Source organism: Asticcacaulis sp. SL142 (assembly GCF_026625745.1).
Taxonomy (GTDB): domain Bacteria; phylum Pseudomonadota; class Alphaproteobacteria; order Caulobacterales; family Caulobacteraceae; genus Asticcacaulis.
This window is the reverse complement of the sequence record NZ_CP113061.1, coordinates 1,226,928-1,240,341: the sequence shown is the minus strand read 5'-3', so window position 1 is coordinate 1,240,341 and position 13,414 is coordinate 1,226,928. Positions and strand designations below refer to the sequence as shown.

General features: G+C 57.2%; 14 protein-coding genes and 1 tRNA gene. 7 read left to right on the top strand and 8 right to left on the bottom strand.

The window, feature by feature from the left end:
* Positions 1 to 80: 80 nt before the first annotated feature.
* A complete protein-coding gene (locus OVA03_RS05700) occupies positions 81 to 1,379 on the bottom strand; it encodes a tyrosine-type recombinase/integrase (RefSeq protein WP_267527187.1) in 1,299 nt (432 codons plus the stop codon).
* Positions 1,380 to 1,538: 159 nt separating this feature from the next.
* A tRNA-Lys gene (locus OVA03_RS05695) sits at positions 1,539 to 1,614 on the bottom strand.
* A 132-nt stretch (positions 1,615 to 1,746) separates the two neighbouring features.
* On the opposite strand from OVA03_RS05695, the gene OVA03_RS05690 reads away from it, so the two are divergent.
* The 4 genes from OVA03_RS05690 (at position 1,747) to OVA03_RS05675 (ending at position 4,054) form a co-directional block, all read left to right on the top strand.
* Positions 1,747 to 2,100, top strand: a complete 354-nt coding sequence (locus OVA03_RS05690; protein ID WP_267527186.1) for an Hpt domain-containing protein — start codon at positions 1,747 to 1,749, stop codon at positions 2,098 to 2,100.
* 110 nt (positions 2,101 to 2,210) lie between these two features.
* Positions 2,211 to 2,534 carry a 2Fe-2S iron-sulfur cluster-binding protein gene (locus OVA03_RS05685; protein ID WP_267527185.1) on the top strand — a complete coding sequence of 108 codons (324 nt, stop codon included), beginning with the start codon at positions 2,211 to 2,213 and terminating at the stop codon, positions 2,532 to 2,534.
* 153 nt (positions 2,535 to 2,687) lie between these two features.
* Positions 2,688 to 3,590 carry a hypothetical protein gene (locus tag OVA03_RS05680; RefSeq protein ID WP_267527184.1) on the top strand — a complete coding sequence of 301 codons (903 nt, stop codon included), beginning with the start codon at positions 2,688 to 2,690 and terminating at the stop codon, positions 3,588 to 3,590.
* A gap of 5 nt (positions 3,591 to 3,595) precedes the next feature.
* Entirely contained in the window at positions 3,596 to 4,054 is a 459-nt protein-coding gene (locus OVA03_RS05675; protein WP_267527183.1) for an NUDIX domain-containing protein, read from the top strand.
* On the opposite strand, the gene OVA03_RS05670 is transcribed toward OVA03_RS05675, so the two are convergent.
* Together OVA03_RS05670 and OVA03_RS05665 are read right to left on the bottom strand one after the other, a co-directional pair.
* A complete protein-coding gene (locus OVA03_RS05670; RefSeq protein ID WP_267527182.1) occupies positions 4,035 to 4,547 on the bottom strand; it encodes a GNAT family N-acetyltransferase in 513 nt (170 codons plus the stop codon). The genes OVA03_RS05675 and OVA03_RS05670 overlap by 20 nt on opposite strands.
* 23 nt (positions 4,548 to 4,570) lie before the next feature.
* The gene (locus OVA03_RS05665; RefSeq protein WP_267527181.1) at positions 4,571 to 5,443 is read right to left on the bottom strand and encodes an SDR family oxidoreductase; all 873 of its coding nucleotides are present in this window, start codon (positions 5,441 to 5,443) and stop codon (positions 4,571 to 4,573) included.
* Between the two features lie 102 nt (positions 5,444 to 5,545).
* Between OVA03_RS05665 and OVA03_RS05660 the strand changes: the two genes are divergently transcribed.
* The gene (locus OVA03_RS05660) at positions 5,546 to 5,983 is read left to right on the top strand and encodes a winged helix-turn-helix transcriptional regulator (RefSeq protein ID WP_267527180.1); all 438 of its coding nucleotides are present in this window, start codon (positions 5,546 to 5,548) and stop codon (positions 5,981 to 5,983) included.
* Here the strand turns inward: OVA03_RS05660 and OVA03_RS05655 are convergent.
* The 4 genes from OVA03_RS05655 to OVA03_RS05640 are packed head-to-tail and all read right to left on the bottom strand — an operon-like array spanning position 5,980 to position 9,722.
* Complete coding sequence (locus tag OVA03_RS05655; RefSeq protein WP_267527179.1) at positions 5,980 to 7,257, bottom strand: MFS transporter; 1,278 nt, start codon at positions 7,255 to 7,257, stop codon at positions 5,980 to 5,982. The two genes, OVA03_RS05660 and OVA03_RS05655, sit on opposite strands and share 4 nt — an antisense overlap.
* Before the next feature lie 26 nt (positions 7,258 to 7,283).
* Complete coding sequence (locus OVA03_RS05650) at positions 7,284 to 7,922, bottom strand: 2-dehydro-3-deoxy-6-phosphogalactonate aldolase (RefSeq protein WP_267527178.1); 639 nt, start codon at positions 7,920 to 7,922, stop codon at positions 7,284 to 7,286.
* Between the two features lie 10 nt (positions 7,923 to 7,932).
* On the bottom strand, positions 7,933 to 8,829 hold the full coding sequence (locus OVA03_RS05645; RefSeq protein WP_267527177.1) for a 2-dehydro-3-deoxygalactonokinase: 897 nt from the start codon (positions 8,827 to 8,829) through the stop codon (positions 7,933 to 7,935).
* 20 nt (positions 8,830 to 8,849) lie between these two features.
* A complete protein-coding gene (locus OVA03_RS05640; RefSeq protein ID WP_267527176.1) occupies positions 8,850 to 9,722 on the bottom strand; it encodes an SMP-30/gluconolactonase/LRE family protein in 873 nt (290 codons plus the stop codon).
* Between the two features lie 211 nt (positions 9,723 to 9,933).
* On the opposite strand from OVA03_RS05640, the gene OVA03_RS05635 reads away from it, so the two are divergent.
* Both OVA03_RS05635 and OVA03_RS05630 read left to right on the top strand, forming a co-directional pair.
* Positions 9,934 to 11,154, top strand: coding sequence for an acetyl-CoA C-acetyltransferase (locus OVA03_RS05635; protein WP_267527175.1), 1,221 nt, complete (start codon positions 9,934 to 9,936; stop codon positions 11,152 to 11,154).
* A 23-nt stretch (positions 11,155 to 11,177) separates the two neighbouring features.
* Positions 11,178 to 13,385: a 3-hydroxyacyl-CoA dehydrogenase NAD-binding domain-containing protein gene (locus OVA03_RS05630; RefSeq protein WP_267527174.1), complete on the top strand. Its 2,208-nt coding sequence runs from the start codon at positions 11,178 to 11,180 to the stop codon at positions 13,383 to 13,385.
* Positions 13,386 to 13,414: the final 29 nt, after the last annotated feature.

Below are 13,414 nucleotides of genomic sequence, written 5' to 3'. Positions count from 1 at the left end.
ATGCAAGGACGCCACAGGCTATTGTGGGGCAATTTACAAAGCCAGTCGTAGGCCTGGCATCCCATTGTACGTCTTGAGACCTAAACCCCTTCAAGCGAACGCGCATCGGTGTCGTCAGTCTCTCGCTCGTTTGTCGGGGCGTCACTTTCGTACTCAATGCGTATCCACCGTGGTACGGGCGGATATTTGTCTTTCCCGGCACGGAGATTGTCGATGTAGTCCGACCACCACTGGGCCATTGCTACGCGTTCTTTCCAGTGAACGCCGCGATGATAGATCACGCGAACCTTGTCCGCGCCCTTATGGGCAAGTGAACGTTCTATGGCGTCGGGGCTCCAGCAACCAGTCTCGTTGAGGAGCGTGCTGGCCGTGCTTCGAAACCCATGCGCCGTCATCTCATCACCTGATATGCCTAACCGTCTGAGCGCGGCGGTGACCGTATTTTCGCTCATGGGTCTGAGGCCGGATCGGATAGACGGAAACACGTACTTGCTGTGGCCTCCGTGGAGTTTAGCCTCGTCGAGAATTTCCAGAGCTTGCCGGGAAAGGGGTACGACGTGTTCAGTCCTCATCTTCATCTTCGCACCGGGTATACGCCAGACGTTGCGCTCGAAGTCGAGTTCGGACCACTCCATATGTCTCAGTTCACCCGGCCGAACAAAAAGGTGAGGGGTAAGCCGCAACGCTAAGGTTGTCAGGGCGTATTTGTCGGGCGTTTCGATCGTCCGTAAAAGTTGGCCAAATTCCAACGGGTCCGTAATTGCGGCCAGATGCTTTTTCTTATGGGTCACCAGCGCACCGGCGAGGTCAGCAGCAGGGTTTACCTTGGCGCGGCCGGTATAGATGGCATAGCGAAAGACGCGTGTGGCAAAGGAGCGAATGCGATGCGCAGTCTCGTGCAGGCCTCGACGCTCATATTTCTTGAGGGCGGCCAAGAGTTCGTAAGCTTCGATTTCCGCAACGGGCCTATGACCCAGATCGTCATCAAGCTGGATGATGCACCGGTCATTTCGGGCTTTGGTGGCCGGAGCGATGCCTTCCTTCAGCAGCTTCTCTGAGAACTCGCGTGCGATGATTCCAAAGGTATTTGTCGCGACCAGACGGGCGTTCAACGCTTCACGCTTTTTCTCAACGCCAGGATTTACGCCACTTTCAAGCAGTTCCTTAGCCTCATCGCGTCGTTTGCGGGCGTCCTTCAGTCCTGTCGCAGGGTACGTCCCTAGCGATAATTGGTATTCAATGCCGCGAAAGCGATATTTGAGGCGCCAGAGCTTCTGACCATAGGGTCTAACCAGAAGTACGAGGCCGCCTTCATCGTACATTTTGTACTGTTTATCCAAAGGTTTAGCGGCACGAATATGTGTGTCTTTAAGGGCCATTGGGGGGCACCATTTTGAGGGATTCTCGTGACCCCCACCGTGACCCCCAAATTTCGTGGATGTAGGTGGAAATAGGGGGACGCTCGTGGAAATCACGAGCATAATATACTTGATTTTGTTGGATTTTTCAACGTCACTGGACTTGGACGGAAGGCGAAATGGTGGGTGGGCACGGACTCGAACCGTGGACCCGCTGATTAAGAGTCAGCTGCTCTACCAACTGAGCTACACACCCACACTATTTTCAGGCCAGTGCTTGGTATTCACCGGCGGCAGAGCGGCGGAAAATACGCATTTTCCTCTGGGATTCAAGCACAAAATCAGTCTATGACCCTTTTTATTGCGCAATCATGGGGAAAAGACCGATATGGCCCGCCGCGATCTTTCTGGTGCCGTTGAGTTTTCACGGCTTGAGGACTTCACCCTCAATGATGCGGTGGTGATTGAAGAGGTGCTGAACCTGTTTCAGCAGCAGGCCCAGCTTTGGGCGCCGCTGCTGGAGGCGTCCCACGAAGGCTGGCGCGATGCGGCTCATACCATCAAGGGCGCGGCATCGGGGATAGGCGCCATGAAACTGTCCGAACTGGCCCATGCGGCCGAGCACGGCGACGTGGAAGGGGCGCCGACACGGCTTGAGCGGCTGAAAACCGGGCTGGATGAGGCGCTGATGGATGTGTCGGCCTATCTGCATGAGTTGCAGCTTAAGTCGCTGAAGGGGTAGGGGGATTGTTTTTGGTTGGATTCTGCCTCCGGAGTGTCTAAAGCGGGAGCGAAATTCCCCACAAAACCTAAAATCACGAAACCTAAAATATTGCGAACCCTGAAGATATCATGAGCGAAGACCTTCATATCCTGTGTACCGACCGCGACGGCGTGACCCATAACCTGCCGGCCATTGACGGCTGGCGGATCATGGAAATCATCCGCGACAACGGGTTGCCGATTAAGGCCGAGTGTGGCGGCGCGCTTGAGTGTGCGACCTGTCACGTCTATGTTGCACCGGCATGGTTGGATAAGCTGGCCGAAAAGCGCGACGAAGAGGATGAAAAACTCGACGAAGCCTTTATGGTCAAGCGCAACTCGCGCCTGTCGTGCCAGATTTTGATGAGCGATGAGCTTAACGGTCTTGAGGTTACGCTGGCCCCGGAGGGCTGAGCCGGGACTGACTTTATGTTTAGTTAAAGGGGAACCCCGATGTCGAAATGGTATAGATCGGTTGCGGTACTGGCGGTTGTTGTGGCGACCTGCGGAGCGTCTCAGGCGCTGGCCTGGGAAGCCCACGGACACCGCCTGATTGGGGAAGAGGCCATGCGCGCTCTGCCGTCGCATCTACCCGGATTTCTGAAATCCACTAAGGCTATCACCGATGTCGGTGAATATTCGCGTGAGCCCGATCGCTGGCGTCAGGCGGGTTTTGCACACAACTCAACTAATGCCGCGGCTCATTTCATCGATATTTATGACGATGGCATGACCTTCGCTGGCGTTTCTTTGGATGAATTACCGCGTAGCCTTTTTGACTATAATATTGCGCTGGAAAAAAAAGGTGAGAAGCCTTGGAAGGCGGGTTACCTGCCCTATGCCCAATTAGAGGGTTATCAATTGGTCACCAAGGATATGGCTTACTGGCGGGTGCTTTCCTATTTGGAAAGTCGTGAGAAAGATGCGGTCAAACGCGCCTGGTATAAGGCCGACCGCATACGTCGTGAAGAATTGTTACTGCGGGATATAGGCGTTTTATCGCACTATATCGGCGATGCCACCAATCCGATGCACCTTAGTATCCACTATAACGGCTGGGACAAGGATGCGCCTAATCCGCAAGGATTTACGACCGAACCCGTCCACAGCCCTTTGGAGGGGGATTTCATAGATAAGCACATCACCGCCGATTTGGTGCGCGCGCATATGCCAGCCGTTGAAGTCTGTGCGTCAAAAATTGAAGTGTGCCTTCGAGAGCGGATGAAGCGTAATTTCAAGCAATTAGTGCCGATGTATCAACTGGAAAAGGAAGGTGAGTTTGACAAGGGCACCCCTAAAGCGGTCGATTTCATGTCCTCGTTGATTGGTATCGGCGCGGCTGACCTACGCGACATAGTTATAAATGCCTGGCAAGATTCCAAAAGCTTACCGGTGGGATATCCGGGTGCCGCATATGATGAATTTATATCCGGCAAGGTTGCTGATCCGTACACATATTTAAAGGATTAAGGGCCGTGGCGGGGACCTTGACGTTCGGCGAACGCAACCCCGATCTTGAACTGGTCCGGCGCACCACCGCGCACGGCATTTTGCTCCGTGACGGGCGCTTAGCCTGCGTTGCCATTGGATTTGGTGATCTGATCTATGATGTGCCGGGCGGGGCCATCGATGGCGATGAGACCCATCATCAGGCGCTGGTGCGGGAATGCCTTGAGGAAACCGGGCTTGAGGTTACGCCGGGCCGGTTCATCACCGATGTGCGTCAGTATGTCGTCAACCGCAATAATCCGCGCCAGCAATATCTCAACCACGCCCATTTTTTTGAGGTATCGCTGATCGGTGAGCGGCTGGAGGCCAAGATCGAGGACGATCACGAACTGGTCTGGCTGGAGCCGCTGGAGATCATAAAGCGTATTCGCAATGACGGCTATGCCTGGGCGATCACCAAATGGCTCAGGATTTCTGCAGGATAAATTCATGGTCGATGGTGGTACCGACCGGAAAGCCGTATTCGCCCACCTTTTCAAAGCCGTAGGTGCGATATAGGTTTTGCGCGCGGTGGTTTTCGCTCCACACGCCGATCCATTGCGGGGCGTCGCCATAGCGTGACGACAGGTAGTCGAGACCGATCGTCAGAAGCTGTTTGCCCAGGCCACGGCCCTGCTGTGAGGTGTCGATATAGAGCCGTTTGATCTCGCCCTGATTGGCAGGATCGGCATCGGTGTGGGGCAAACCGACGGGGCCAGCGTGCAGGTAGCCGACAGCTTTGTCCGCGTCCCACGCCATGCGCCAGAACTGGGCTGGATCAGCGACCTGCGGGGCCAGAACCTCTGGTGCATAAGAGGTGCGCAGGAATGCCTGTAAATCCTCTGGCGGATAGAGATGGGCAAAGGTGTCGCAAAAGGTCTTTATGGCCAGCGCCGACAGGGCTGGAACATGCTCAGGGGCTATGGGAAGGATGTGCATATCCCTCCCATAGCCTGACTGGTTTAGGCCAGCAAGGCCCCCTTGGCGGCGATCAGGAAATCGCGGAATGTCGTCGGCGACTTGCCTGTTAAAGTGTGCAGGTCGGTGGTCACGGACGACAATTGACCGGCGCGGATGGCGGCTTCGGCTGAGGTCAGCATGTCGGCCACAAAATTGGGCAGGCCTGCCGCAATCAAGCCGCCTCTGAAATCAGCATCTGAGACATCAACGACGGTTAAGGGCTTGCCGGTGATTTCGGTGACCAGAGCGGTCACATCCGCATGGCTGAGGGCCTCTACGCCCGTGATCGTGAAAGTCGCCTTAGACGAGGGCGGAGTGGCGAGGGCTGAGGCGGCGGCAAGTGCTGCGTCTTCGCGGGTGACGTAGCCGATTTTACCGCCCTTGGTGGACGTAAACCACTGGCCGGTCTGGACGGCATGGGGCAGGGCCATCAGGGTGTTCTCGGCATACCAGGTGTTGCGCAGGATAGTGTAATCAAGGCCGCTGTCGATGATCGCCTGCTCGGTGCCGTAGTGGTCGGGCGCAAAGCTGATCAGATTGCCCGGTTCGGGATTAGGCAGCGACGTATAGACGATGTGCTTCACACCCGCGGCCTTGGCGGCAGCGATGGCAGCTTTGTGTTGCTTGAGGCGATGACCCGGCACGGCCAGGGCGTCGGTTGAAATGATCAGCAGGCGATCCACGTCTGCGAAAGCTGTGGCCAAGGTTTCGGGTCTGTCGAAATCGGCGGCACGGGTTTCAAACGCTGTGCCTAGTTTCGACGGATCGCGCGAGGCGGCGATGACTTTAGCATCGGTCTTACCGACGATATGTTTCAAAACCAGTTGGCCCAACTGGCCGCTGGCGCCGGTGATGAGCAGGGTATCTTGTGACATGGACGTGTATCCTATATAAGAGACTTGGTCTCTTTCCGAGACTATATGCAAAATAGGAACTTATTGCCACCTGTAAAGACGGCAGGTTTTCGGGAGATAGGCATGTTGAAGGAACTACCCTTAGCAGAGGGGCTTACAGGCGCGGATGTCGACACGATTGTCCATGCGGTATTGGACGGCGCAACTGTTGACATGAACCCGTCTGATTGCCCAGTGCGCGATGTGCTCGATCACGTCGGTGGCAAGTGGTCGAGCCTGATCCTGCTGAACCTCAAGGCCAAACCGCATCGCTTCGGGGAGCTTAAGCGCGCCATCCCCGATATTTCCCAACGCATGCTGACCCAGACCCTGCGCGATCAGCAGCGTGACGGCCTGATCAGCCGTCATGTCTTTCCGACCAATCCGCCGAGCGTCGAATACCGCCTGACCGATCTGGGCGACAGTCTGATTGTGACCTTAAGCCCGCTGATGGCCTGGGCGGTCGATAACCACGCCCGCATTCTTAAGGCGCGGGCGGATTTTGAGGCCGCGAAGGATTAGACCTCGTCCTTGCCTGACAGCAGGATGCAGACGAGGGTGATGATCGCCGCCACCAGCATGTAATAGCCGACATAGTTCAGACCGTAATTGGCCTGCAACCATGTCGCGGCATAGGGAGCCAGTGATGCCCCGACGATACCCGCAAAATTGAACGTCAATGACGCGCCGGTATATCTGACTCGCGTGGGGAAAGGCGCGGCCAGCGCCGTGCCGATCAGGGCATAGGTCATGCCCATCAGCGCCATCGCCAAGATCGAAAAGCCCGCGATTTCAACGCCTGTGCCGCCCATCAACGTCGGCAGGAAGAACGAAAACACGCCGATGGTGACCGTGGTGCCGATCAGCACTTCGCGTCGGCCATATTGTTCGGCCATTTTGGCGGAAATAGGAATGAAAATACCGAACGCGATCGAGCCCAGAATCTGGATGCCCAGCGCATCCAGAAACGGAATCTGACGGATCTTGACGTTATAGGACAGCAGATAGGCGCTGCCGATATAGAACAGCACAAAGGTGACCAGCGCCACAAAGGTGCCCAGAAACAGGCTGCGCTTATAGTGGGTAAAGATCTCGACCAGCGGTATTTTCACACGCTCGTGCTTATCGACGGCCTGCTGGAACTCAGGCGTCTCGGTGATCGACAGCCGCACCCACAGGCCAATGGCGATCAGGGCGATTGACGCAATGAAGGGTATCCGCCAGCCCCAGCTAAGCAGATCGTCCTGAGAGATGAAGTGCAGCAATATCCAGAACGCGCCCGATGATAGCAGAAGCCCCAGCGGCGCCCCCAGTTGCGGAAACATGCCGTACCATGACCGCTTGCCTTCGGGGGCGTTTTCGGTGGCCAGCAGGACTGCGCCGCCCCATTCGCCGCCGAGGCCAAAGCCCTGACCGAACCGGCACAGCGATAGCAACAGCGGCGCCCATACCCCGATCTGGGCATAGGACGGCAGCAGGCCAATAATGACGGTGGATATCCCCATCGTCAGAAGCGCCGCCACCAGCGTGACCTTACGGCCTATCCGGTCACCAAAGTGGCCAAAAACGATGGCTCCGATCGGGCGGGCGAAAAAGGCGATGGAGAAGGTCGCAAACGATTGTAGCAGGGCCGTGGTCGGGTCGCTGTCGGGGAAGAACAGGGCCGGAAACACCAGCACGGCGGCGGTGGCATAGACATAGAAATCGAAAAATTCGATGGTCGTGCCGATCAGGCTGGCGACCAGCACCTGCGCAGGTGAGTTCACCGGTTTGGCCGGTGTCAGTGTCGATGTCATAGTGCCCCTTGCCCCTTTATTCGCTATCAGCCCTTAAGGCCGTGCCAGGCGGTCACGAACGCCTTGGCCTTTTCATACACGATTTCGGCGGTGTCGCCTGGCTTATAGACGCTGGAGCCAATGCCAAAACCGCGCGCACCTACGCTTAAGTATTCGCCCATATTGGTAGGCTCGATCCCGCCGACCGGGAAGACCGGCGTAGTGCGGGGGATGACGGCGTTCATGGCCTTAAGCCCCTTGGGGCCAGCCAGTTCGGCGGGAAACAGTTTGATGGCATCAGCACCGGCCTCAATGGCGGCAAAGGCTTCGGTCGGGGTGAAGAAGGCCGGGAATGAGATCAGGCCCAGTGCCTTGGCCTTTTTGATGACCTCGATATTAGTGTTGGGCGATATACAGATCTGCCCGCCCACGGACGCTAATGTTTCGACATCAGAGACTTTCAGAACCGTACCGGCGCCAACGATGGCGCGCTCACCCAGACGGCTGGCCAGCATCTGGATCGAGGTGAACGGGTCGGGCGAATTGAGCGGGACTTCGACGATCTTGAAGCCGGCCTCAATCAGGGCATCGCCAACCGCTTCGGCCTCTTCGGGTTTAAGGCCGCGCAGGATAGCGACCAGCGGCAGGGTGTTCAGCGCATCGCGCCATTGTTCCATAAGGGACATCGGAGGTTTCCTATCGTAACGAATTGATGGCCCACAGGCCGCGGCTGGAGGCGGTATCGCCGTCATGTTGGGTCACGCGGTCGAAACCGGCAAATTTCAGGGCGGCCTTGTAAAGCTCGATCAAGGCCCCGTCACCGACGATGCCGACCGGCTTGTTGCCGTGCTTTTCCTTCTCGGCGGCGATTTCCGAGCCGATCAGTATGCCCGACATATAGGACGACAGACTCTCCGGTTTGATATTGTTGAACAGGGCTTCGGTGCGCACGCTGAAAATCAGCGACAGGAAAGCCTTATCGTTCAGGGCGCGCTCAACACCCTTAAGGAAGGCGGTGTCGTCATCCTTATCATCGTCCATCAGCAGGCCCAGAATCGAATTGGCCTTAAGCACCTGGAACATTTCACCGGTCATGTGGGTAGAGAAGGTTTTGACTTCGCCACCTTCGACCTGTGCCCACTTGGAATGGGTGCCGGGCAGGATGACCAGCCCTTCGGCCTCTTCACCCAAACCGAAAATCTGGGTTTCTTCACCGCGCATGACGTTAAGCAACCCAGTGTCCGGCGACTTGGCAAACAGACCCGGCACAATCGCGATATCGAGGCGCGGGTGGGGGGCGCGCACCAAATGTCCGGCAATGTCCTTAACCGTCGACGGGCAGGCGGCATAGGGCGCTTCGATCCAGCCTTGACGCGAGCCAACCATGCCCGACAGGATGAACGGCAGGTGATCTAACCCGGCGAAATCGTCCTTAAGCACGCTCATCAGGGCCTGTTCAAAGCTTAACACCCCAAGGTTTTTCAGGCCGATATTGGCGGCGTGCTTGGCGATGACCGCGCCCGTTTCATCATAAAGGAACATGCGGAAATTGGTCGTGCCCCAATCGGCGCCGATCAGCGTAGGTGTAGACATCACTTTGAGTCCTAAATAATTCAGCCGCCAAATTGCAGCGTCGGTAATCCGGTATGGCCGCGTAATAGCGGACTTGGCACCTCAAATAAAGTCCCGGCCTCTTTATCGTCAGGCTGATCGACCGCCGCCGAGGTCACAAACAGGCGGTCAAGGTCAGGCCCTGCAAACGTCATGGAGGTGATTTGCTTTGCAGGCATGGGGACGGCGAAATCAAGCGTGCCGTCAGGCCTAAAGCGGCTGATGCGTGCGCCACCCCAGTGAGCGATCCAGATGCCGCCTTGGGCGTCCGTGGTCATGCCGTCAGGTGAGCCATCAGCATCTTCGTTAAAGGCGACAAATAGCCGCTTGTTGGATTCGTTGCCGTCAGCGTCGAGATCAAAGACATAGACTTCGCCAACACCAGAATCGGTATGATAGATTTTTGTGTGATCAACGCTGAAGGTCGGGCCATTGGCGACCTGATAGGGGCCGTCGATATGTTTGAACGTCAGGTCCGCCTCAAGGCGATGAAGTCCACCGCTTTTTTCGGTCTGCGGCATGTGCAGGGACCCTGCCCAGATGCGGCCCCACTTATCGGCCTTGGCGTCATTGAGGCGGTTGTCGGGATGGTGGGGTTCCGGATCACCGATGTGTTTCAGTGTGAAGGGCTCCAGCGTCAGTTGGGTGAAGCCGGACTTCAAGCCCGCGATAAACCCGCCTTTTTCGCGCTCAATCACCCAGCCGATCGGCTCAGGGAATACCCAGTGTTTCAGGGATTTGTCGTCCAGCTTATAACGGTGCAGCTTATGGCCTAAGATATCGACCCAATAGACGGCATTATCGCGCGCCGACCACAGCGGTCCTTCGCCCAGAAACGACCCCGGCGGTGAAATGCGAATGATGTCATCTGTCATAGTCATGCCCTGTTTATTGATTTTGTCGGACTTTATTTAACGCATACGCTCCAAAAATCCAGTCTGGAAAGTGCGATGGGTGAAATATTTGTATGATAATTATGCGGTGAAATATCAGGCCGCTCGCGCGAAGTTTACCAACATCGTATCTTGACGTTCGCGTAAAGTTGGCGCACACCTTTCACCAATTAAAAGCTTCGGAGGACGCTACATGGCCAACAGTGCTAATGCCGCCTATATCTATGACACGCTGCGCACCCCGCGCGGTAAGGGTAAAAAAGACGGGTCACTTCACGAAATCACCGCCCTTAACTTATCGGCGCAGGTTCTGGCGGGGCTGGCGGGGCGTAATGGCCTCGATACGGCGCTGGTCGAAGATGTCGTCTGGGGCTGCGTGACGCCGGTGGGTGAGCAGGGCGGGGACATCGCCCGTGCCGCGGTTCTGGCGGCCGGATACGCACAAACCTGCGGCGGGGTGCAGATCAACCGCTTTTGCGCGTCGGGCCTTGAGGCGGTCAATATGGCGGCGGCCAAGGTGATGTCGGGTGAGGCCGATATGGCCATTGGCGGCGGCGTTGAGTCGATGAGCCGTATTCCTATGGGCTCCGACGGCGGGGCCTGGGCGATTGACGTGGCGGCGGCCTTTCCGACCTATTTTGTCCCGCAAGGCGTATCGGCCGATACGATTGCGACCAAGTGGGGTTTTTCGCGCGATGACGTAGATGCCTACGCCGTCGAATCGCACAAGCGCTCAGCCAAAAGCTGGGCCGAGGGCCGGTTCAAAAGGTCGGTGCATCCGGTCAAGGATCAGTTGGGTGTCACCCTTCTGGATCGCGACGAAACCATTCGCCCCAACACCGATATGCAAACGCTGGCCGGGCTTAATCCGTCCTTTGCTATGATGGGCGAAATGGGCGGTTTCGATGCAGTCATCAATCAGCGCTACCCTGAGCTTGAGCGCATCAATCACATCCATACGCCGGGCAATTCGTCGGCCATTGTTGATGGTTCAGCCGCCGTTCTGGTCGGCAATAAACGCGCCGGTGAGGCGGCGGGCTTGAAGCCGCGCGCCCGTATCAAGGGCATGGCCTCAATCGGCTCGGAGCCTTCGATCATGCTGACCGGGCCAAGCTACGTCACCGAAAAGCTGTTGAAGCGGCTGGGCATGAGTGTGGCCGATATCGACCTTTATGAACTGAACGAAGCGTTCGCGTCGGTGGTTTTGCGCTACATGCAGGTGCTCGATATTCCGCACGATAAGATCAATGTCTGCGGTGGGGCGATTGCGATGGGTCATCCGCTGGGGGCGACGGGTGCGATGATCCTCGGCACCGTGCTGGATGAGCTTGAGCGTACAGGTAAATCGACGGCTTTGGTCACCCTGTGCGTCGGCGGCGGCATGGCCACGGCCACGGTTATTGAGCGTATTTAACAAAGATCGAGGGAGAAAACAAAATGGACAATTTTAAAGTTGAACTCGATTCCGACGGCATTCTGGTCTGCGCGTTTGATACGGTCGGCAAGACCATGAACACCTTCACCAAGGCCGCGCTCGATGACCTGATGACGATTGCGAAGCGCGCCAAAACCGATGCGGCGGTTAAGGGCGTCGTGATCACCTCGGCCAAGTCCAACGGTTTTTGCGCGGGCGCCGACCTTGAGGAAATGCTGGGCGGCGCTTGGGAGGCCGAGGGCATCGACAAATCCGACCCCGAAGCCGAACTCAAGGGCGCGTTTGCCGCAGCGTTCGAGATGAACCGGGTCTACCGCGCACTAGAAACCTGCGGTAAGCCGGTGGCGGCGGCGATCAACGGACTGGCGCTGGGCGGTGGTACGGAACTGACGCTGGCCTGCCATTACCGGGTGCTGTCGGATGGCCCGAAGGTTCAAATGGGCCTGCCCGAAGTCAAGATCGGCCTGTTTCCCGGCGGTGGTGGTTCGCAGCGCCTGCCGCGTCTGATTGGTGCGCAGGCCGCACTGATGGCCATGTCGGAAGGCAAGAGCTTCAAACCGAAAGAAGCGCTGGCCGCCGGTATCGTCCACGAAGTCGTGGCCGATGATCAGGTGGTTGAAGCCGCAAAGACCTGGATCAAAACAAAAGGCGATCCGGTTGCTCTGTGGGACAAAAAAGAGTTTAAAATCCCCGGTGGTGGCCCGTACCATCCGGCGGGCGCGCAGGTGTTCATGATGGGCAATGCCCTGTTAAGGAAGCAGTCTTACGGCAATTATCCCGCGGTCATCAACCTGATGCATGCGGTTTATGAGGGGCTGCAATTGCCGATCGATTCGGCACTTAAGGTCGAGACGCGCTATTTCGCCAGGACCCTGATGACACCGCAGGCCAAGGCCATGATCAGGACCCTGTTTTTCTCGATGCAGGCGGTGGGCAAGGGGTCTGGCCGTCCGGCGGGTGTGCCAAAGACCGAGTTTACCCAAGTGGCCGTGCTGGGGGCCGGCATGATGGGGGCAGGGATCGCCTATGTAACAGCCATGTCTGGCATCAAGGTCATCCTTATCGATCGTGATCAGGCGGCGGCGGATAAGGGCAAATCCCACTGCGAGGGCCTGCTGAAAAAGGCCGTCTCACGCGGAAAGATGACTGAGGATAAGGCCAAAGGCGTGCTCGATCTTATCACCGCCACGCCGGACTACGGCCTTATCAAGGGTTCCGATCTGGTGGTCGAAGCGGTGTTTGAAAACACTGAACTCAAGGCCGGTGTGACCAAACTGGCTGAGGCGGAACTGGCCGAAACGGCGGTGTTCGGCTCCAACACCTCGACTATTCCGATTTCTCTGCTGGCCAAGGCGTCGGTGCGGCCGGAAAACTATATCGGCATCCATTTCTTTTCGCCGGTCGATAAGATGATGCTGGTCGAGATCATCATGGGCGAGCAGACCTCAGACACAACGCTGGCCAAGGCCATTGACTATGTACTGAAGATCAAGAAAACCCCGATCGTGGTCAATGATGAGCGCTTTTTCTTTGCTAATCGCTGCTTCATTCCGTTCACCGCCGAAGGCCTGCACATGTGGGCCGAAGGGATCGCACCGACCATTATCGACAATGTCGGTCGTGCGACGGGTATGCCGCGCGGGCCGCTGGAGATGATGGATGATGTCGCACTCGACCTGCTGGTCAAGATCACCTCTGAAACCGCAAAGGCCGAAGGGGCGAACTATATCCCCATCCCCGGTGAGGGGGAGGTCGCCAAAATGGTCGCCGATGGCCGTCTGGGGCGCAAGAACGGCAAGGGGTTCTACGACTATCCCGAAGCGGGCGGCAACAAGGCCCTGTGGTCAGGCACCAAGGACATGTTCCCGGTGACTATGTCTGAGGCCGATCCGAAACAGGCCGAGGAACTGAAAAAACGCCTGCTCTATATTCAGGCGGTGACGGCGGCGCGTTGTTTCGAGGAAGGCGTCATCACCGACCCGCGTGAGGCCGATGTCGGCTCGATCCTGGGGTGGGGCTTTGCGCCGTGGTCGGGCGGGATCATCTCACTGATCGACTCAATCGGTACCGCGTCGTTTGTGGCGGAACTCGACCGCATGACCGGGCTTTATGGCGACCGTTTTGCCCCGCCGCAGCTTTTACGCGACATGGCGGCCAAGGGCGAGACCTTCTATGGCCGGTTTGGTAAGGCGTACAAGACGGCGGCTTAAAAAAGTTCGGGTTAGCACCTTACGAACAG

Excerpts from the sequence above, each read along its gene's own strand:
- OVA03_RS05700 (WP_267527187.1), bottom strand. The coding sequence starts at position 1,379 with ATGGCCCTTAAAGACACACATATTCGTGCCGCTAAACCTTTGGATAAA.
- OVA03_RS05690 (WP_267527186.1), top strand. The coding sequence starts at position 1,747 with ATGGCCCGCCGCGATCTTTCTGGTGCCGTTGAGTTTTCACGGCTTGAG.
- OVA03_RS05685 (WP_267527185.1), top strand. The coding sequence starts at position 2,211 with ATGAGCGAAGACCTTCATATCCTGTGTACCGACCGCGACGGCGTGACC.
- OVA03_RS05680 (WP_267527184.1), top strand. The coding sequence starts at position 2,688 with ATGCGCGCTCTGCCGTCGCATCTACCCGGATTTCTGAAATCCACTAAG.
- OVA03_RS05670 (WP_267527182.1), bottom strand. The coding sequence starts at position 4,547 with ATGCACATCCTTCCCATAGCCCCTGAGCATGTTCCAGCCCTGTCGGCG.
- OVA03_RS05665 (WP_267527181.1), bottom strand. The coding sequence starts at position 5,443 with ATGTCACAAGATACCCTGCTCATCACCGGCGCCAGCGGCCAGTTGGGC.
- OVA03_RS05660 (WP_267527180.1), top strand. The coding sequence starts at position 5,546 with ATGTTGAAGGAACTACCCTTAGCAGAGGGGCTTACAGGCGCGGATGTC.
- OVA03_RS05655 (WP_267527179.1), bottom strand. The coding sequence starts at position 7,257 with ATGACATCGACACTGACACCGGCCAAACCGGTGAACTCACCTGCGCAG.
- OVA03_RS05650 (WP_267527178.1), bottom strand. The coding sequence starts at position 7,922 with ATGTCCCTTATGGAACAATGGCGCGATGCGCTGAACACCCTGCCGCTG.
- OVA03_RS05645 (WP_267527177.1), bottom strand. The coding sequence starts at position 8,829 with ATGTCTACACCTACGCTGATCGGCGCCGATTGGGGCACGACCAATTTC.
- OVA03_RS05640 (WP_267527176.1), bottom strand. The coding sequence starts at position 9,722 with ATGACAGATGACATCATTCGCATTTCACCGCCGGGGTCGTTTCTGGGC.
- OVA03_RS05635 (WP_267527175.1), top strand. The coding sequence starts at position 9,934 with ATGGCCAACAGTGCTAATGCCGCCTATATCTATGACACGCTGCGCACC.
- OVA03_RS05630 (WP_267527174.1), top strand. The coding sequence starts at position 11,178 with ATGGACAATTTTAAAGTTGAACTCGATTCCGACGGCATTCTGGTCTGC.